18 protein-coding genes and 1 pseudogene are annotated in these 18,922 nt (G+C 64.8%); 8 read left to right on the forward strand and 11 right to left on the reverse strand.

Annotated elements, in window-relative coordinates; translation table 11 throughout:
- Nucleotides 1–170: 170 nt before the first annotated feature.
- From AB1A62_RS02435 to AB1A62_RS02450, 4 genes are all read right to left on the reverse strand, one after another.
- The gene (locus AB1A62_RS02435) at nucleotides 171–710 is read right to left on the reverse strand and encodes an AAA family ATPase (protein WP_366659667.1); all 540 of its coding nucleotides are present in this window, start codon (nucleotides 708–710) and stop codon (nucleotides 171–173) included.
- A 66-nt stretch (nucleotides 711–776) separates the two neighbouring features.
- Nucleotides 777–1,229 (reverse strand): MEKHLA domain-containing protein, encoded by a 453-nt coding sequence (locus tag AB1A62_RS02440; RefSeq protein ID WP_366659669.1) that lies wholly within the window; start codon nucleotides 1,227–1,229, stop codon nucleotides 777–779.
- Between the two features lie 161 nt (nucleotides 1,230–1,390).
- Nucleotides 1,391–2,665 carry a phosphopyruvate hydratase gene (gene eno / locus AB1A62_RS02445; protein ID WP_366659671.1) on the reverse strand — a complete coding sequence of 425 codons (1,275 nt, stop codon included), beginning with the start codon at nucleotides 2,663–2,665 and terminating at the stop codon, nucleotides 1,391–1,393.
- A 185-nt stretch (nucleotides 2,666–2,850) separates the two neighbouring features.
- Nucleotides 2,851–3,744: a DMT family transporter gene (locus AB1A62_RS02450; protein WP_366659672.1), complete on the reverse strand. Its 894-nt coding sequence runs from the start codon at nucleotides 3,742–3,744 to the stop codon at nucleotides 2,851–2,853.
- Nucleotides 3,745–4,006: 262 nt separating this feature from the next.
- Between AB1A62_RS02450 and AB1A62_RS02455 the strand changes: the two genes are divergently transcribed.
- Nucleotides 4,007–4,570, forward strand: coding sequence for a hypothetical protein (locus tag AB1A62_RS02455; RefSeq protein ID WP_366659673.1), 564 nt, complete (start codon nucleotides 4,007–4,009; stop codon nucleotides 4,568–4,570).
- Nucleotides 4,571–4,590: 20 nt separating this feature from the next.
- On the opposite strand, the gene AB1A62_RS02460 is transcribed toward AB1A62_RS02455, so the two are convergent.
- The gene (locus tag AB1A62_RS02460; protein WP_366659674.1) at nucleotides 4,591–5,004 is read right to left on the reverse strand and encodes a Fur family transcriptional regulator; all 414 of its coding nucleotides are present in this window, start codon (nucleotides 5,002–5,004) and stop codon (nucleotides 4,591–4,593) included.
- A gap of 352 nt (nucleotides 5,005–5,356) precedes the next feature.
- On the opposite strand from AB1A62_RS02460, the gene AB1A62_RS02465 reads away from it, so the two are divergent.
- The gene (locus AB1A62_RS02465; protein WP_366659676.1) at nucleotides 5,357–6,667 is read left to right on the forward strand and encodes a DEAD/DEAH box helicase; all 1,311 of its coding nucleotides are present in this window, start codon (nucleotides 5,357–5,359) and stop codon (nucleotides 6,665–6,667) included.
- A 218-nt stretch (nucleotides 6,668–6,885) separates the two neighbouring features.
- Here the strand turns inward: AB1A62_RS02465 and AB1A62_RS02470 are convergent, their stop codons facing one another.
- Together AB1A62_RS02470 and AB1A62_RS02475 are read right to left on the reverse strand one after the other, a co-directional pair.
- On the reverse strand, nucleotides 6,886–7,590 hold the full coding sequence (locus AB1A62_RS02470) for an endonuclease/exonuclease/phosphatase family protein (protein WP_366659677.1): 705 nt from the start codon (nucleotides 7,588–7,590) through the stop codon (nucleotides 6,886–6,888).
- 154 nt (nucleotides 7,591–7,744) lie between these two features.
- On the reverse strand, nucleotides 7,745–9,163 hold the full coding sequence (locus AB1A62_RS02475) for a protein adenylyltransferase SelO (protein ID WP_366659679.1): 1,419 nt from the start codon (nucleotides 9,161–9,163) through the stop codon (nucleotides 7,745–7,747).
- 57 nt (nucleotides 9,164–9,220) lie between these two features.
- Here AB1A62_RS02475 and AB1A62_RS02480 point away from each other — a divergent pair.
- Together AB1A62_RS02480 and AB1A62_RS02485 are read left to right on the forward strand one after the other, a co-directional pair.
- Nucleotides 9,221–9,640, forward strand: a pseudogene (locus AB1A62_RS02480) (cupin domain-containing protein).
- A 44-nt stretch (nucleotides 9,641–9,684) separates the two neighbouring features.
- Nucleotides 9,685–10,587, forward strand: coding sequence for a fatty acid desaturase (locus AB1A62_RS02485; protein WP_366659681.1), 903 nt, complete (start codon nucleotides 9,685–9,687; stop codon nucleotides 10,585–10,587).
- 30 nt (nucleotides 10,588–10,617) lie between these two features.
- On the opposite strand, the gene AB1A62_RS02490 is transcribed toward AB1A62_RS02485, so the two are convergent.
- Entirely contained in the window at nucleotides 10,618–11,265 is a 648-nt protein-coding gene (locus tag AB1A62_RS02490) for a phytanoyl-CoA dioxygenase family protein (protein WP_366659682.1), read from the reverse strand.
- Between the two features lie 4 nt (nucleotides 11,266–11,269).
- Nucleotides 11,270–12,379 carry an anhydro-N-acetylmuramic acid kinase gene (locus tag AB1A62_RS02495; RefSeq protein ID WP_366659684.1) on the reverse strand — a complete coding sequence of 370 codons (1,110 nt, stop codon included), beginning with the start codon at nucleotides 12,377–12,379 and terminating at the stop codon, nucleotides 11,270–11,272.
- 143 nt (nucleotides 12,380–12,522) lie between these two features.
- Between AB1A62_RS02495 and tyrS the strand changes: the two genes are divergently transcribed.
- A complete protein-coding gene (gene tyrS / locus AB1A62_RS02500; protein ID WP_366659686.1) occupies nucleotides 12,523–13,779 on the forward strand; it encodes a tyrosine--tRNA ligase in 1,257 nt (418 codons plus the stop codon).
- Between the two features lie 382 nt (nucleotides 13,780–14,161).
- Here tyrS and AB1A62_RS02505 read toward each other — a convergent pair whose 3' ends face one another.
- Nucleotides 14,162–14,299: a hypothetical protein gene (locus tag AB1A62_RS02505; RefSeq protein WP_366659687.1), complete on the reverse strand. Its 138-nt coding sequence runs from the start codon at nucleotides 14,297–14,299 to the stop codon at nucleotides 14,162–14,164.
- Between the two features lie 46 nt (nucleotides 14,300–14,345).
- On the opposite strand from AB1A62_RS02505, the gene AB1A62_RS02510 reads away from it, so the two are divergent.
- The 3 genes from AB1A62_RS02510 (at nucleotide 14,346) to AB1A62_RS02520 (ending at nucleotide 16,944) form a co-directional block, all read left to right on the forward strand.
- Nucleotides 14,346–15,263, forward strand: a complete 918-nt coding sequence (locus tag AB1A62_RS02510) for a GNAT family N-acetyltransferase (protein WP_366659688.1) — start codon at nucleotides 14,346–14,348, stop codon at nucleotides 15,261–15,263.
- Between the two features lie 88 nt (nucleotides 15,264–15,351).
- Nucleotides 15,352–16,107 (forward strand): SDR family NAD(P)-dependent oxidoreductase, encoded by a 756-nt coding sequence (locus AB1A62_RS02515; RefSeq protein ID WP_366659689.1) that lies wholly within the window; start codon nucleotides 15,352–15,354, stop codon nucleotides 16,105–16,107.
- 282 nt (nucleotides 16,108–16,389) lie between these two features.
- The gene (locus tag AB1A62_RS02520; protein ID WP_366659691.1) at nucleotides 16,390–16,944 is read left to right on the forward strand and encodes a sugar O-acetyltransferase; all 555 of its coding nucleotides are present in this window, start codon (nucleotides 16,390–16,392) and stop codon (nucleotides 16,942–16,944) included.
- Nucleotides 16,945–17,102: 158 nt separating this feature from the next.
- On the opposite strand, the gene AB1A62_RS02525 is transcribed toward AB1A62_RS02520, so the two are convergent.
- Nucleotides 17,103–18,911, reverse strand: a complete 1,809-nt coding sequence (locus AB1A62_RS02525) for an ATP-binding cassette domain-containing protein (protein ID WP_366659692.1) — start codon at nucleotides 18,909–18,911, stop codon at nucleotides 17,103–17,105.
- Nucleotides 18,912–18,922 lie beyond the last annotated feature (11 nt).

Here is an 18,922-nt window from a genome sequence, read left to right on the forward strand (position 1 = left end):
ATCCCAGAAGGGTCGAAAGAACTGCACAGATTGCCACTGTGCGAAAAGCCCGCATCGTCATGGCCTGTTCCCCTTTCCCGCAGCGCCTGCTGCGCCGCGCAAGAACACGTTACCATGACGCCAGCGTGAGCGTCTGTGATCCCGGCCACATATGCGGGATCGGGTATTTCTTAAATTTCAGCGATTTCCATGGCCAGGGTGCGGCTCAGCTTCTGGGCATCGAATCCCGGACCGCACAGCACAGAAATCAGACGTCCTGCCTGCAGCGGGAAACCCGTCTCCAGCTCCCGCATCCACCCCAGAACATCAGCCCGATTTTGCAGGCTGTCCGGATCATCAAGACGCCTCTCCCTCGCGCAGAACCTCTCCGCGGCAACCTCCACGCTGCAATCGCAATGCACCTCCACCAAGGTGTCAAACTGTTGCAGCCAGTCAGAAGGCGTCCCGCGTCCAGCCGCAGCCGTGCGCGGCTGCCACTGCGCCACCAGCACGCAATGGCTCAGCGCCCCGGCAGCGGTCTGAAACAGACGGTCGCATTCCCGGCCCAGCTGAATGCGCTGTTCAGGCGAGGCAGCCCCGGCACGGACAGACAGCGCGTCCAGGAAATCATCCCGCTCCAGACAGGGCCAGTTCAACTGCCGCGCCAAAGCTTGCCCCAGCGCTGCTTTGCCGCTGGCGGGCAGGCCCGTCAGGTAAATTGCCGTTTTCATGTGTACTGCCCGGTTTTGCCTGTTTCCAAACCTAGCATCCGCAGCGCCGCACCTGCACAGGCTTTCTCATAGAAAGGAAAACTCGCGGAAACTTGCCGCCTCGCCCAGTTTCTTACCGTCAAGGCCAAGCAGCGGCCAGATCACCGCCCCCTGGATCTCGAACCGCCGCCCTGAGGCGCTGATCCGAACACCTGCATAGTTGCCTATGAACCCCTTGGCCCGCATCTCCGCAAACATCGCATCGCGCTGCTCCCGGTGTGCAGGTTCCGCCGTCAGCCGCGACGGCATCGATGTCAGCTGTTCCCAGCCCATCTCCCACAGCGCCTGCGCCGCCAGATTGCCATAGGTCAGCACCGGATCAGCAGCCGTGTTGTGCGACAGCACCGGGAACGGAGCGCGGTACAGCGCCTCGGCATCCGCGTTGTCCAGCAGCGCGCGGCCTGTCGCTTGTTCAAAGGACCGCAGCAGCAGCTCTGCGTGCGCGGATTGATAGCTGTTTTCCGGTCCGGGTGTCTGCATCTCTGCCGCCTCTGAAGAACAATCCCGCTGGAGCAATAAACTGCCTCCGCTTTTTCTTCCAGCCGCTCTGCATGCGAACCAGCTGGCGCACAGAGCAAAAGCCCCGCCAGACAGACGGGGCTTTCAGGCGGGTTATCCCGCCAATCTCTTGGCCTGCCGGCTTACTTCAGGATCGAGCGGCCCGCGTATTCTGCCACTTCGCCCAGCGCTTCCTCGATGCGGATCAGCTGGTTGTACTTGGCGAGCCGGTCGGAGCGCGCCAGCGAACCGGTCTTGATCTGGCCGCAGTTGGTAGCCACCGCCAGATCGGCGATGGTGGCGTCCTCGGTCTCGCCGGAGCGGTGCGACATCACGTTGGTGTAGCGGGCGCGGTGGGCCATATCGACCGCCTTCAGGGTCTCGGTCAGGGAGCCGATCTGGTTCACCTTCACCAGCATCGAGTTCGCGACGCCGCGCTCAATGCCATCGGCCAGGCGGGCCGGGTTGGTCACGAACAGATCGTCGCCCACCAGCTGCACAGAGTTGCCGATCTTGTCGGTCAGCAGCTTCCAGCCGTCCCAGTCATCCTCGGACATGCCGTCTTCGATGGAGATGATCGGATAGTCATTGACCAGCGCCGCCAGGTAGTCGGCGTTTTCCTCGGAAGTCAGGCTCTTGCCTTCGCCGGACAGAACGTATTTGCCGTCCTTGTAGTACTCGGTCGCCGCGCAATCCAGCGCCAGGTAGATTTCCTCGCCCGGCTTGTAGCCCGCTTTCTCGATGGATTTCAGGATGAAGTCCAGCGCTTCGCGGGAGGAGCCGATGTTCGGGGCAAAGCCGCCCTCGTCGCCGATTCCGGTGCTGAGGCCCGCCGCCGACAGTTCTTTCTTCAGGGTATGGAACACTTCGGAGCCCATGCGCACAGCTTCGCGGATGTTGTCCGCAGCCACTGGCATGATCATGAATTCCTGGATGTCGATCGGGTTGTCAGCGTGCTCGCCGCCGTTGATGATGTTCATCATCGGCACCGGCAGGACGCGGGCCGAGGTGCCGCCGATGTAGCGGTAGAGCGGCTGGGTGGTGAAATCCGCCGCAGCCTTGGCCACTGCCATCGACACGCCCAGGATCGCGTTGGCGCCCAGGCGGCCCTTGTTCTCGGTGCCGTCCAGCTCGATCATCGCCTGGTCAACCGCGACCTGCTCGGTGGCGTCAAAGCCGACCAGCTCCTCGGCGATCTCGCCGTTCACCGCGGCGACCGCTTCCAGCACGCCCTTGCCCATGTAGCGGGACTTGTCGCCGTCGCGCTTCTCCACCGCCTCATAGGCACCGGTCGAGGCGCCCGAGGGCACGGCGGCACGGCCCATGGTGCCGTCTTCCAGGATCACGTCGACCTCAACCGTCGGGTTGCCCCGGCTGTCGAGGATCTCACGGGCGTGAATGTCGATAATGGTGCTCATCTGTCCATCCTTGGTTGGGCCTGAAAGCGGCGCGTTTTGCTGCCAGCGTCATACCAGCCGCGGCAGAAATGTAAACCGTGAACGTTATCGCTAACACACCTAAATCCGGCAGGTTAGGGCTAACAAGGCGCTGTTTGCGCCAACAGGCCTGCGGAAAGCTGCGCGCCGGAACCCGGCCTGGGGCGTCAAGCCGCAGCCGCTGCCGCCCGGCGTGCCCGCCGCGCCAGCCGCTGCTCGCGCACAAAGGTATAAAGGCCGGAGCCGATGATCAGCGCCGCCCCGGTCAGGGTTAGCGCATCTGGCCGCTCGCCAAAGACCAGCACGCCCGCCAGGATCGAAAACAGAAGGCGCGTGTAACGGAACGGCGTCACCGCCGAGGCATCCCCCACCCGCATTGCGGTGACAATGCCGTAGTAGCCCAGAACGCCGAACAGCACCCCGCCTGCCATCATCAGGTACTCATTCTGCTCCATCACCTGCGCCTCGCCGGGGGTGAAGGCCAGCAGCAGCAGACCCGCAGGAATGACCGCCAGGAACGCCTGGAAGCTGACAACGGTGGAGGGCACCGCGCTGTCCATCACCCGCGTCATCAGGTCCCGTGCGGCAACCCCCAGCACGGCAATCAATACCAGCAATACAGCAGGCTCAAAACTGTCGAGCCCCGGCCGGATGATCAGCAGCACCCCGGCAAAGCCTGTGCAGATCGCCAGCCAGCGCCGCCAGCCGACCTGTTCGCCCAGAAACAGCGCTGCCCCCATGGTGATCACCAGCGGCGTCGCCTGAAACACCGCCGCAACCGTAGAAATGTCGACCAGCGCCAGCGCCGAGGCGAACCCCAGCGCCGATACGGCCTCCATTGCAGCCCGCAGAACCGGCCTGATCCGCCAGGACCGCGGCGCAAACAGCCGGTGCCCCTGCAACTTCGCCATCACCGCAAAGACCAGGCCGCTGCCGATACCAAGACAGATCAGGATCTGCCCCACCGGCAATGTGCCCGACAACTGCTTGATGAACATGTCCTCAAGCGTGAAGGCCGCCATCGAGGCGATGACCAGCAGAATGCCGTGCAGGTTGTTCATGTGCGCGCGTCCCGTATCTCGTCCCGGCAGCATGCCGGGCCATCCGGGCAAAAAACACCAGCGCCCAGGCACCGGCAACTCCGTTTCCGACCCCGCTCCATGACAAGTCGTTACGGCAATCATCAAGAGTTATGATATATGTTAAGGAACGGCGGCTCCCGTTGTCAGGCGCGCGGCGCTCCAGCCGCGCCCCGGTTTCCTGACGAAAACGTATCACGGATTGCGCCGCCTGCCGTTTCCATACCCAGCCGGAGACATCCTGATGCCAGACTTCGACCCGCTGAATTCGCTGATCAAAACCGCCAAGAACGCCGAAAAAGCGATCGACGAACTGGGCAAATCCGCGGTGGATGAAGTCAAGGCGGCAATGCACAACGCCAACAAATCAGCGAACAAGAATTACCCCATCGCCTACGAACACATGAAGCGCTCCATCGATGGCAAGGGAAACATCAGCCACGGGGTGAAGTCGAAGATCTCGCAGGCCGTTCTGCACAGCGCGGAACTGCGCAAGATCGCCGCCAAGCACAAGAAGCCCGCCAAGCTGAAGAACACCACGATCTTCTTCGTCAAGAACCGCGACCTGGCCAGAACGCTGTATCAGGCCTCCCTCTCCGGCAGCTTGACCCCCAAAGGCAAGACATTCGAGTTCGATGGCGCAGTGAATGATGTCTATGACTTCCGCTGGGACTGGCTGCCCAAGAAGACAACCGTCAAAGGGTTCAAGCTGCGGTACGCAGGCAATGCCGCCTACCTGGCGCAGAAGATGAAACTGATGAAGTCCTACAAGATCACGGTCCTGATCAAAGGCGAAGCCAAACTGTAGAACAGGCTGCTCCGGCGGGCTCAGGCCTTCTTGGCCGGCACCCCGTACAGTTCCAGCCTATGCCCGCGCAGCTCATAGCCCAGCTTGCGCGCGATCCGCTCCTGCAGTTCCTCGATCTCCGGGTCGCAGAACTCGATCACCTCGCCGGTGTTCATGTCGATGAGGTGGTCGTGATGCTCGCGCTCCGCATCCTCATAGCGCGCGCGTCCGTCGCCGAACTCCAGCCGCTCCAGAATGCCCGCTTCCTCGAAAAGCTTCACGGTGCGATAGACGGTGGCGATCGAAATCCCGGCATCCTTCGCGCTGGCGCGGGCATACAGCTCCTCGACATCCGGGTGATCATCGCTGTCCTGCAGCACCTGGGCAATCACCCGGCGCTGGCCGGTCATGCGCAGCCCCTTGGCTTCGCAGCGGGCGATAATCGGCTTTGGCATCGATGGTCCTCGCGGTTTTCTGGGCTTCCTCTTTAACGGATGCATTCTACGGCGAAAACAGCCTTTTCACCCGTATCAAAGGTTGACAAACGGCTTATCCACAGCCATTTGACGCTCAGGCATCCCTCCCTGCCGCGTGAGCAGAGGCCGAAGACCGGACGCGCATCCTGCGCAGAACCAATGTTCCGGGGTCTAGTGATATGCCGCCATTCCCAAGATCACGCGTGGGGATTGCAGAGGCCAGCGGCCTGGCATCCGGCCAGCGCGCGCCCGAGGTCCCTGCCCCGCATGAACCCGCTGCAGCGCAGCGGACCCGGCCCGTGCAGAGAGCAGGGCCGTGAAAGGACGATACGTGACTGAATTTTCGACCATGGGGCTGCCCGAGAAGCTCCTCGCCCGCCTCAAGGACATGGGTCTGAACGACCCCACCCCGATCCAGGCCCGCGCCATCCCCCATGCCCTCAACGGCAAGGACGTGCTGGGCCTGGCGCAGACCGGCACCGGCAAAACCGCCGCCTTCGGCGTGCCGCTGGTGGCGCGGATGCTGGAATACGGCCGCAAGCCCGCCGCGATGACCGTGCGCGGCCTGGTGCTAGCGCCGACCCGCGAGCTGGCAAACCAGATCGCCGACACGCTGAAGGGCCTGACCGAAGGCACCCCGATGAAGGTGGGCCTGGTGGTCGGCGGCGTCTCCATCAACCCGCAGATCGCCCGCATCGCCAAAGGCACCGACATCCTGGTTGCCACCCCGGGCCGCCTGATCGACATCCTCGACCGCGGCGCGCTGGACCTCGGCTCCTGCGACTTCCTGGTGCTCGACGAGGCCGACCAGATGCTGGACCTAGGCTTCATCCACACCCTGCGAAAGATCGCGGCGCTGATCCCCGCGGAACGTCAGACCATGCTGTTCTCGGCCACCATGCCGAAACAGATGAACGAGATCGCCAACTCCTACCTGCAAAGCCCGGTCCGGATTGAGGTCTCGCCCCCGGGCAAGGCCGCCGACAAGATCACCCAGTCGGTGCATTTCATCGCCAAGGCCGCCAAGCTGGACCTGCTCAAGGAACTGCTGAACGAGCACAAGGATGAGCGCACCCTGGTGTTCGGGCGCACCAAATGGGGCATGGAAAAGCTGATGAAAACCCTCGATAAAGCGGGTTTTGCAGCGGCATCCATCCACGGCAACAAGAGCCAGGGCCAGCGAGAGCGCGCTCTGGCGGCCTTCAAGGCAGGCGAAATCAAGGTGCTGGTCGCCACCGATGTGGCGGCCCGCGGCCTCGACATTCCGGACGTGAAATACGTCTACAACTACGAACTGCCGAATGTGCCGGACGCCTATGTCCACCGCATCGGCCGCACCGCGCGTGCGGGCAAGGACGGCCAGGCAATTGCGCTGTGCGCCCCGGACGAGATGGAAGAGCTGAAGGCGATCCAGAAGGTGATGAAGATCACCATCCCCACGGCCTCCGGACGCGCTTGGGAAGCCATGCCCGATCCGGCAGCCCCCGCAGGCAAACCGGGCGGCCGTCCCGGCGGGCGCCGCGGCGGCGGCAAACCCGGCGGCCAGCGCCGCCGTGGCGGCGGCAACAGCGGCCAAGGAAAGCCCCAAGGCAGCAAACCCGGCAACGCCCAGCGCCGCGGCCAGAAACAGCGCGCGCGTTAAGCCTTCCCCGCCAGCGCCGGGTCAAGGGTCCCGCAGGGACCGCGCGGCACGCGCGGCTTGCCCTTGACGCGGCGCTGGCGGAACACACACTTGAAATGGCGCTTAAGGGCACACCTGCCCTTAAGCGCCTCTCAGCAGAAAATATTCCGCGCTGCGCAGCAGCGCCACGCCCAAGCCTGACGGCAACTTGCCGGAAAAGGCGCGGGAGCGCTCCCGGCTCAAACCGCCCGCAAATCCGCCCAGACCGGCAAATGGTCAGAGGCGATATGCGCCGGCCGCGCGCCATGCACCCCATGCCCAACTGCCTTCAGCCGCTTGCAATGGGCAATCCGGTCCAGCGCCCCCAGCGGCCGCACCGCCGGAAAGCTCGGTTTCGGCGGCAGAAAATTCAACCCGGGGGCAATATGCTCCAGCACCGGGGTGCGCGACCATTCGTTGAAATCCCCCGCCAGCACCACTGCGGCGTCCTCCCGCTTTGCGGCCCGCGCCAGCGCATGCATCTGCTCGCGCCGCGCCCGGCCGGTCAGCCCCAGATGGGCGCCGATCACCCGCACCGGCCCCACCGCCGTCTCCAGCTCCACCCAGACCGCGCCACGCGGCTCCAGCCCCGGCAGCGCGATATGGCCCTTGCCCCGCAGCTGCACGCCGTTCCTGTAGAGCACTGCATTGCCATGCCAGCCCAGCGACCCGGCGCCGCCCAGATCCGCCGCCTGCCAGCCGGTTTCCTCGACCAGGAAATGCGGCAGCGCTGCGGGCCGCGGCGGCAGCCGCTTGTCGGCCTCCTGCAGCACCGCCACATCCGCGCCCAGCCCCGACAGCACCTGAAGGGTGCGCTCCGGCCGCCGGCGCAGATCCAGGCCAACGCATTTCTGAATGTTGTAGGTGGCAATCCGCAGGGTATCCGGCGGGGGGGTCTTTGGCATCTGCTCTCTCCAGGGCCTGCCGGAAGTGTGGCGCAGAATGCGGCCCAAGCACAACCGGCTTCAGGCCGCAACCGGCACAGGGGGCTGCCTGCTCCCAATTGAGCTTTCAGCTCAATTCATCCCCGAGGATGTTTTCAGCCGGATGAACAGGGGATCAGGTGCCGCAGAAAGTCGCCTGCACCACTTCCTCCGGCAGCGGCGGGCGCTGCAAATCGCTGTGCTCTGGCTGATCCGCATAAGGAGTCGCAAGCACAGTGCTCAGCCTGTGGAACAGCGCATAGTCGCCTGCCACGGCGCCGGCGATCATTTCCTCGATCCGGTGGTTGCGCGGGATAAAGGCCGGGTTGGCCGCGCGCATGACGCTTTCCGGCTCCGGCTCATCCTCCAGCCGCGCCTGCCAGTCCTCCGCCCAAGCGTCAAAGGCAGCCGGATCGGTGAACTGGTCCCGTGCCTTACCCTCTGCCAGGGCGCGGAAGGTATTGGTGAAGTCGCTCTGGTTCTCTGCCATCCGCCCCAGCAGCGCGGTGATCAGCTCCAGATCGCCGTCCCGTCCTGTGGTGATTCCCAGCTTGGCGCGGAAGCGCCGCAGCCAGGCCGCCTCGGTCAGCGCGGGCATCGCATGCACGATCTCCGTCGCCTCCTCCACACCCGCCTCCGGGTCGTCCAGCTGCTGGATCAGCGCCGTGGCCAGCTGCGCCAGGTTCCAGACCGCGATTGTGGGCTGATTGGCATAGCAGTAGCGCCGCCCCCGGTCGATCGAGGAAAACACCGTGTGCGGGTGATAGACATCCATGTAGGCGCAAGGCCCGTAGTCGATGGTCTCGCCCGAGATCGAGAAGTTGTCGGTGTTCATCACCCCGTGGATGAAGCCTACCGCCATCCAGGCCGCAATCAGCTCTGACTGCGCATCGCGCACCGCGCGCAGCAGCCCCATCGGCCCTTCGGCCTCAGGGTAGTGGCGTGCAATGGCATATTCTGTAAGCCGCTGCAGGCTAACCTTGTCGCCCCGCGCGGCAAACACTTGGAAGGTCCCAACCCGCAGATGGCTCGCCGCCACCCGGGTCAGCACCGCACCGGGCAGGCCGCCCTCGCGCCAGACGGTCTCGCCGGTCTCCACGGCCGCCAGCGCCCGCGTGGTCGGGATGCCAAGCGCATGCATCGCCTCGCTCACCACATATTCGCGCAGCACCGGCCCCAGCCAGGCGCGCCCGTCCCCGTTGCGGGAGTACGGCGTTCGCCCCGAGCCCTTCAGCTGAATGTCCCGGCGCTGGCCGTCCGTCCCTACCGTCTCACCCAGCAGGATCGCACGCCCGTCGCCCAGCTGCGGATTATAGGTGCCGAACTGATGCCCGGAATAAAGCTGCGCCAGCGGATCGGCCCCCTCCGGCACCTGATTGCCGCTGAACACCTCTGCCATCTCCACCGCCTCACCGGGCGTGATCGCCATGACCCGTGCCAGTTCCTCGTTAAACGCCACCAGCCTGGGCGCCTTCACCGCCTGCGGCGGCAGTTTGGAGTAGAACTGCCCCGGCAGGGCAGCATAGGTGTTGTCAAAGGGGATCATGAGTGTCATGGCCCAAACATATGACTGGAATAGAGATTTACCAGCACCAAAGCGTGGAGAGCAGCAATGGACGCAGACCGGATCATCCAGCACCTGGGCCTGCAGCAGCACCCGGAGGGCGGCTGGTACAAGGAAACCTGGCGCGCTGAGAATGAAGACCGCCCCACAGGCACCTGTATTTAGTTCCTTTTGAAGGCTGGCGAGAGCAGCCACTGGCACCGTGTCGACGCGGTCGAGATCTGGCTCTACCACGCCGGTGCACCGCTGGTGCTGTCGATGGCGGCAACGGATGCAGGCCCGGCGCGGGACCACCTGCTGACCCCGGACCTGACCAAAGGCGCACCGCAGCTGATCGTGCCGCAGGGCCACTGGCAGGCCGCCCGCACCACCGGGGACTACACACTGGTCAGCTGCGCGGTGTCACCGGGGTTCCAGTTCGAGGGATTCGAACTCGCCGCCCCCGGCTTCGGCATCCCGCGCGGCTGACCCGCCCCTTGCAGCGAATCGCCGGGCTGGACAAGACTGTCCATATGCCTGCGCATTTGGATCACACCGCCCTGATCAAGGCGCTGCCGCCGGACACAAAGGCAGCGCTGACCGCCCGCTCCGACGCGGCGGGCCTGCGGCATCTGGCACTGTATCTGGCGGTTCTTGGCGCCTGCACCACGGGCATCGCGCTGCAGGTCCCGCTCTGGCCGCTGCTGATGCTGCCGCAGGGGATCTTGCTGGTCTTCCTCTTTACGCTGTCACACGAATGCACCCACCAGACACCATTCCGCAGCAAATGGCTGAACGAGGCCGCGGGCCATTTCTGCGCCCTCGCCATCGCCTTGCCGTTTGTCTGGTTCCGCTACTTCCACCTGGCGCATCACAAATACACCAATGACCCGGAGCGCGACCCGGAGCTGGAACACGGCCCCCGCCCCGCAACCCTGCCGCAATGGCTCAGATACCTCAGCGGCTGGGGCTACTGGCGCGGCATGGGTGGCACCATCTGGCGCAACGCCTTCGGCACCATCGACGCCCCCTACCTGCCGGAACGCCGTCACACGGACATGCGGCTGGAGGCGCGTGTGCTGCTGACCCTCTATGCCGCCGCACTGCTGAGCCTGCTGGCGTCGCCGCTGATCCTCTGGCTGTGGATCGTACCGCTGCTGATCGGCCAGCCGTTCCTGCGCGCCTACCTGCTGGCGGAACACGGCCTTTGCCCGCCGGTCGCCAACATGCTGGAAAACTCCCGCACCACTTTCACCAACCGGCTGGTGCGTTTTCTGGCCTGGAACATGCCGTACCACGCCGAGCATCATTTCTTCCCGAGCGTGCCGTTCCACCAATTGCCCGCCTTCCACGCGATCACGCAGGCGCATCTGAAGTCGACGTCGAATGGATATGGCGAGTTCACCGCAGACTATGTGAAGCAGCTTGCTCGCTGAAAACCAGTGGGGGAGTGCCCAAGCCTAGCCCTACACAGCCCATTCCAGCGGCTCCGGAAGCGGGCAATTGGCATAGTCCACCCTGATTACCCGCCGGGGCTGCTGCGACTGCGCCGGCAAAGACCTGTGCACCAGCAGCATGTTCATCACCAGGATGTCGCCGCGCCGGGCCTGCTCCGTGTCATGAACACAGTCAGCTGCCAGCGCCTCCGCCTCATCCTTTGGCAAAATGCCTTTCCTGTGGCTGCTAAGCGCCAACTGCATGCCGCCGCTCTGTTCAGTGACATCGTCAAGATACAGGCGGACAAATAGCATTCTGTTCAGAACCGTTTCCTGCGGCTCGCAATGCCAGACCCCGCTCTTGCGGGACCAATTTTTCGCCATGGGGGTTTCCAGTTGCTCCTTGACCGCGACAACCCGGTCCTGGTGCCAGGGCAGTGACCAGTTGCGGCCCTCAGCCTTGTTAAAAGCCACCGCACGGGTGGCAAAGGCACCCGGCAGCAACCCATGCAGGACCGACCGGATCTCTGGCACGTTGAATGGAGTGAGTGCCGTGATCCGCTCCCCAGCCTGACCGAACCCGTCATACAGCGCATCAAGCCGGGCAAGGGTTTCCGGTTGCAAAACCTGCCGCAGCCAGCAGCGGCCATGAGTGTCAAGATCGCTCTGAGCGTTCATGGCGTTACGCCCCCGGCACGCTGACCACGCCGCCGCCAACACAGGCGCTCACCCCTGTTGTCCCAGGCGCCGAAGTCGGCATCCCCCTCGCCACCCGCACCGCCAGATGGGCAAAGGCCTGCGCCTCCAGCATGTCGCCATCCAGCCCCACGTCTTCAATGGGCTTCACCGGGCAATCGAGCGACACCCGCAGCATCTGCATCAGCACCGGGTTGTGCCGACCGCCGCCGGTGACCAGCACCGCCTCAGGCGGCTCCGGGCAATGCTCCATGCCTTGCGCCACCGCGGCCGCGCACATCGCGATCAGGGTTGCTGCCGCATCCGAGTCACTCAGCTCGTTGACCAGCCCGACCATCTCGGCAAAATCGTTCCTGTCCAGCGACTTGGGCGGCATTCTTGCAAAATACGGCTCGGCCAAAAACAGCTCCAGCGCGCCGGTCTCCACGGTGCCTGAACGCGCCACTTTGCCATCCTCGTCCCAGGGGATACCCAGCCGCTCCTGCACCAAATCATTGACCGGCGCATTGGCAGGCCCGGTGTCGAACGCCAGAAGCGCCCCCGGCTCCTCCGGCCGCTCAAACCGCGGGTCCACATAGGTGAGGTTGCCGACCCCGCCCAGGTTCAGGAAGCACAAGGGCCGTTCGGCGCCGATGTATTTGGCGCAGGCAAAGTGAAAGAACGGCGCCAGCGGCGCGCCCTCGCCGCCCATCGCCACATCGTCAGAGCGGAAGTCCCAGACCACCGGCTTGCCCAGGTTTTCGGCCAGCGCCGCGCCGTCGCCCACCTGCAGCGTGCCTTGCAGCCGCGGCGCATGGGCCAGGGTCTGGCCGTGAAAGCCGATAATCTCCACATCCCCGAACTCCGCCAGCGCCGCCGCATGGGCCGCATCGCAGACCGCTGCCGCGGCGTCCACCTCCGGCCCGGTCCACTTGCCAAGGCCCGCGCGCAGCACGCTGCGCTCTGCCGCCGAATACTCGCGGTAGCTGCTCTCGCCGAACCCGTGAATACGCGCGCCGTCGGTCACCACCACCGCCGCGTCCACCCCGTCCAGCGAGGTGCCGCTCATCGCGCCCAGCGCTCTGACCGCACCCGTTTTTGCAATGGCCTTGCTCATCGCCCCTGCCCCTTCAACAGAACCGGGCCGTCCCGCCCGTTTGCGCGCCACAATACAGCGCATATTTTGCCGGGAAAACAGGTTCCAACCGGCGCCAATGCGATTTATAGGGCATGGTGCAAAACCATAGACCGAGGCATGTTATGACCTACACACCGAAATCGGATTTCGTCGCAGTCATGATGGAACGCGGGTTCCTCGCGGACTGCACCGATTATCAGGGCCTGGACGACGCCCTGCTGCAAGGTGTGCGCCCGGCCTATATCGGCTTTGACGCCACAGCGAAATCGCTGCACGTCGGCTCGCTGATCCAGATCATGATGCTGCGCTGGTTCCAGAAGACCGGCCACCAGCCGATCACCCTGATGGGCGGCGGCACCACCAAGGTGGGCGACCCCTCTTTCCGCGCCGATGAGCGCCCCCTGCTGGATGAGGCTGCGATCAACGACAATATCGCCGGCATCAAGAAGGTGTTCTCCGCCTACATCGACTACGACAGCGACGCGCCGAACAAGGCGCTGATGCTGAACAACGCCGAATGGCTGGACGGGCTGAACTACCTGGAATTCCTGCGCGACATCGGCCGCCACTTCTCGGTGAACCGGATGCTGTCGTTCGAAAGCGTGAAATCGCGCCTCGACCGCGAACAGTCGCTCAGCTTCCTCGAATTCAACTACATGATCCTGCAGGCCTATGACTTCATGGAGCTGAACCGCCGCTACGGCTGCATCCTGCAGATGGGCGGCTCGGACCAGTGGGGCAATATCGTCAACGGCATCGACCTCACCCGCCGGGTGATCGACAATGAGGTCTACGGCCTCACCTCGCCGCTGCTGACCACCTCTGACGGCAAGAAAATGGGCAAAACCGCCGAGGGCGCGATCTGGCTCAATGCCGACATGCGTTCCCCGTATGAATTCTGGCAGTTCTGGCGCAACACCACCGACGCCGACGTGGGCCGCTTCCTGAAGCTCTACACCGAGCTGCCGGTGGAGGAATGCGAGCGCCTGGGCGCGCTGGCAGGGTCTGAGGTGAACGCCGCCAAGGTGATCCTCGCCAATGAGGTCACCACCCTCTGCCACGGCGCCGAAGCGGCCGCCGCAGCGGAAGCCACCGCGCGCGAAGTGTTCGAGAAAGGCGGCGTCGGGGACGACCTGCCCACTCTCTCGCTGTCGCCCGCCGACCTGGGCGATGGCATCTCGATCGTGCAGCTGATCGTGAAATCGGGCCTCGCCAAATCCGGCAAGGACGCCAAACGCCTGATCGCCGAAAACGGCGCCAAGCTGGACGATCAGCCGCTCACGGACGCAGGGCTGATGATCGACGCAGGCGCGCTCTCGTCGCCGATCAAGCTGAGCGCGGGCAAGAAACGCCACGCCCTGGTGCGGTTGGACGGTTGATCCATTTTACATGAACCGGAAAAAGGGAGCCTTTGCGCTCCCTTTTTTGCTGCCCGCATGCTCTCCCGCCCATTCCAGCCCCGTCAAAGACGGGTCCTCAAGGTTGGGCCGGGCGCCGCTGCGCGGCGCGCCAGCGGTTTCACGCAACTGCTCTTCAGGCCAGGCCCGGGTCAAGGGCCGCTCATGCGGCCGTGCGCAGCACGGTTTGCCCTTGAGGCGGGGATGGCCGGGATACACTGGACCAAGCGTTTAAGGGCAGACCTGCCCTTAAACGCCTCTCAGCAATCCATCTGCAGCGCCGCGCAGCGGCGCCCGGCCCAAGGCCGCCAAGGTTCAATTGGCAAAGCCAATGCACCTGCGGGCGCGGGAGCTTTCCCGCGTGTCAAAACACCACCGCTTCCACCAGCGTCAGCACCAGAAACACCGGCACCGACAGGCCGATGGCAATCAGCAGCGCCGCCGCCTTGGTCATCCGCGGGGCCGCTGCCGCCTGCCCCATGATCCGTTTTGCTTTCCTCATGCTGGAAATTAACCATGATTTAGGTTTCCAGCGCGTTAATGGAGCCATGTTCGACAGCGCCCCCGGTCCCGATCTGCCCGCAGCAGCAACCGCCCGCCCTCTGCCCCGCGCCCTCCAGCAATCGACGGAGTTCGCCCGTGCGCTGATGGCCTGCGGCCAGGAGCCCTTGATGCTGGACGGCACCCTGGTGCTGCAGCGGCGCCTGCCCGGCGGGCTGCGGCTGGCGATGGTGAACAGGGCGGATCTGACGGATCCCGCCCCTCTGCTGGCCGCCTTGCGCACCAGCGGTCTGCACCGCGCCCCGCTGATCCTGTCGCCGGAGGCCCCCGCGCCGCATCTCTCCCGTATCGGTGCGGTGCCGCTGGTCACCCCGGCGCATACCGCTCTTTGGGACCTGACCCGCGATCCCGACCAGCGCCGCGGCGCGCTGCATCAGAAATGGCGCAACCGCCTGAAACACGGTGAAGCGCAGAAGCTCCGCCTCACCCGCCAGAACCTGCCGCATGACGTGCGCCACTGGCTGTTCCAGGCCGATACCAAACAGCAATCCGCCCGCGGCTACCGCAGCTGGCCCATCGGCCTCACCCTCGCCTACGCGCGCGAGAACCGGGGCCAGGCCAAACTTTTTCAAGCCTTCGAAGGCAAGGAACCCGTCGCCGCCATCCTGATCCTGACCCACGGCATCGCCGCCACCTACCACATCGCCCACACCACTGCCCGCGGCAAACAGCTAAGCGCCCACCCCCTGCTGCTGTGGGAGGCCGCCAATTGGCTCGCCTCCAAGGGCATCTGCCGCCTCGACCTTGGCCTCATCAATACCGAGGACGCCCCCGGCCTTGCCCGTTTCAAGCTCGGCACCGGCGCCCATCTGCACCGCCTGGGCGGCACCTGGGGCTTCTGGCCGCCGCTCGGCCGCATCTTAAGCCCGCTGGCACGGCTCGACCGCGGCCTGATGGGCGACTGAACATCCGCGACGTCCCGTCCCGCTGGACAGGCGCTCGGCCTCTCCATTATATGAACACATGTTCAGATAACCGGGAGGAGCCCCGCTCATGAAACTTGCAGACACCGCAGCCGTCGTCACCGGCGGCGCCTCCGGCCTGGGTGAGGCCACCGCGCGCTATTTCGCCGAACAGGGCGCCCAGGTCACCATCCTGGACCGCGACGCCGAACGCGGCACCCAGGTGGCGCAGGAGATCGGCGGGCATTTCGCCCAGACCGATGTGACCAGCGAGGAGTCGGTTTCCGCCGCCATCGCCCATGCGGCAGAGAAAATGGGCAAGATCACCGCCTGCGTGAACTGCGCGGGCATCGCCATCGGCGCCAAGACCGTGGGCAAGGAGGGCGCGCACCCCTTGGATGCCTACAAGCGCACCATCGACATCAACCTGGTCGGCACCTTCAACGTCGCCCGCCTGGCCGCTGTCGAAATCGCCAAGAACACGCCCGATGCGGACAACGCCCGCGGCGTGATCATCAACACAGCCTCAATTGCTGCCTTTGACGGGCAAAAGGGCCAGGCCGCCTATGCCGCCTCCAAGGGCGGGGTGGCCGGCATGTGCCTGCCGATGGCGCGCGATCTCGCGTCTTCCGGCATCCGGGTGATGACCATCGCGCCCGGCATCTTCATGACCCCGATGCTGGCCGGCCTGCCGGAGGAAGTGCAGCAGCAGCTCGCCGCAGACGTCCCCAACCCCGCCCGCCTGGGCGACCCGCGCGAATACGGCCGCCTGGCCGGCTTCATCGTCGAGATGGGTTACCTCAACGGCGAGGTCATCCGCATCGACGGCGCCCTGCGCATGCGCTGACCCCCTGCCGCTGAGACCGGGTCAAGGGCCGCATGAGCGGCGGCGCCTGCGCCGTTTACCCTTGAGGCGGTCTCAGCGGTTCACACACTGGAAAACGCGCCTTCAGGGCAGACCTGCCCCTGAAGCGCTTCTCAGCAAATCCTTCGACGCTGCGCAAGCAGCGCCCGGCCCAAGGCCGCACAAAGATGCCTTGGCGCAGCCAAGGCACCTGCGGGCGCGGGAGCCCTCCGCCATTTGACAAGCCGCCGCGCCCGGTGTCCTCTCCCCGGCAAGGAGACACCGATGACCAAAACCGAACGGCAGAAGATGCAGGCGGGCGAGTGGTACTGTTGCCTGGACAGCGAACTGGCGGCGTTGCGCCACCAGGCCCGCGTTTCAGTGCATCAGCACAATGTGGCGGCCCCTGATCCGGCTGAGGTCTTAAGCCCGCCGCTCGCCGCACTCTTTGGCGGCTACGGCAAAAACTGCCTGATCGAGACGCCGTTCCACTGCGCCTATGGCATCAACATCAGCCTCGGCAACAACGTCTATTTGAATGCGGGCTGCACCATTCTGGACACTGCACCCGTGACCATCGGCGACGGCACCATGCTGGGGCCGAATGTGCAGATCTACTGCACCCAGCACCACAAAGACAGAGACTTACGGGCGAAGGGCCTCGAAATCGCATACCCCGTCACCCTGGGCGCCGATGTCTGGATCGGCGGCGGCGCCATCATTCTGCCGGGCGTCACCATCGGCGATGGCGCCATTGTCGGCGCCGGGGCCGTAGTCACCCGCAGCGTGGCCGCCGGTCAAACAGTGGCGGGCAATCCGGCCCGCCCCCGGAGCGGGTGATCCGGCCAGTGATCAAACCGTAAAGCCTGCGCCCGCACCCTTTACACTTCGTTCACATTTCCTGATGAATTCCAAAGTTTTACGGCAGCATCTTTGACTAAATGTTTCGCGCGCGAAACATTTGATCAGCCTCTCTGTCCTGATTGAAAAGAGCCGCTTCAGCCTTCGGCCTTTTCCTCCAGCAGCAGCCATTCTTCCTCGGCGGCCGCCAGCTTTTCCTGCCGCTCCACCAGCGCCTCTGTGGCCTTCTTGAACTTGACAGGCTCTCGGGTGAACAGCTCCGGATCCGCCATCAGCTCCTGCAGCTTGCCGATCTCCGCCTCCAGCCGCTCGATCTCACCCGGCAGCGCCTCCAGCCGGTGCTTTTCCTTGAAGCTCAGGCCGTCCTTGGGCTGGCTCTCCTGCTTCGGCTTGGGCTTCGCAGGCTTCACTTTCTCAGGCCGTTCCGCCGCCTCCAGCGGCCCGCGCTGCGCGATGTAGTCGCTCCAGCCGCCGGCATAGGCGGTGGCCTTGCCGTCGCCTTCCATTGCAATGGTGGTGGTCGCCACCCGGTCCAGGAAATCCCGGTCGTGGCTCACCAGCAGCACGGTGCCGTCGTAATTGTCCAGCAGCTCCTGCAGCAGGTCCAGCGTCTCGACGTCCAGGTCGTTGGTCGGTTCGTCCAAGACCAGCAGATTCGAGGACCGCGCCATCAGCCGCGCCAGCAGCAGCCGCGCTTTCTCGCCGCCCGAGAGCGACCGCACCGGTGCCCGTGCCTGGCGTTCGTCGAACAGGAATTCCTTGAGATATCCCACCACATGTTTCGGCTGGCCGCGCACCATAACCTGGTCCGCCTTGCCGGAAATCCCCAGCAAGGGGTCGGCGGTCAGGTTCTCCCACAGGGTCGAATCGCCGTCCAGCTGGTCACGGGTCTGGTCGAACAGGGCGATCTCCAGATTGGTGCCCAGCTGCACCTTGCCGACATCCGGCTCTTCCATGCCCAAGAGCATCTTCAAGAGCGTGGTCTTGCCCGCCCCGTTGGGTCCGACAAAGGCCACCCGGTCGCCGCGCTGCACCTTCAGCGAGAAGTCCTTGACGATCTGCTTGCCGCCAAACGCCTTGCTCAGCCCCTCGGCTTCGATCACCTTGCGGCCCGACTTGGGGCCTGCCTCCAGCGCCATCTCGGCGGCGCCCTGGCGCTTGATCTGGGCAGAGCGTTCCGCCTTCAGATCCTGCAGCGCCCGCACCCGGCCCATGTTGCGCTTGCGGCGGGCAGAGATGCCTTCCACCGCCCAGCGGCTTTCCGACTTGATAAGCCGGTTCAGCTTGTGGCGCTGCATGTCCTCGTCTTCCCAGACCTTGTCGCGCCAGGCCTCGAAATGCTCAAACCCCTTTTCCTGACGGCGCACCTCGCCGCGGTCTACCCACAGGGTGGCGCGGGTCAGCGCCCGCAGGAACGCCCGGTCGTGGGAGATCAGCACAAACGCCGCGCGGGTCGCCTTCAGCTCGTTCTCCAGCCAGGTGATCGCTTCGATATCCAGATGGTTGGTGGGTTCGTCCAGCAGCATCAGGTCCGGCGCCTCGGCCATCAGCTTGGCCAGCGCGGCGCGGCGGCGTTCGCCGCCCGATGCGGTCTCAACGGGACGCGCAGGGTCGAACTTCAGCCCCTCGCCCGCGCGTTCCACCTTGTACATCTCGCCGGGGTCCAGCTCGCTGGCGGCAAAATCGCCCAGCGTCGCGAACCCCTCCATCTTAGGGTCCTGCTCCATATAGCCGACGGATTTGCCCGGCGGCACCACGATGTCGCCCTGGTCGGCCTCAACAATCCCCGCCATCACCTTCATCAGGGTGGATTTTCCCGACCCGTTGCGGCCCACCAGCGCCACCCGGTCGCCCGGCTGAACCACCAGATCGAGATTCGAAAAAACCGGATCGCCCCCGAAGGTGAGGGAAATGCCGGACATCTGCAAAAGAGGAATTCGTGCCATGCCAGCCAGCT

Source organism: Leisingera sp. JC11 (genome assembly GCF_040704725.1).
Taxonomy (GTDB): Bacteria; Pseudomonadota; Alphaproteobacteria; order Rhodobacterales; family Rhodobacteraceae; genus Leisingera.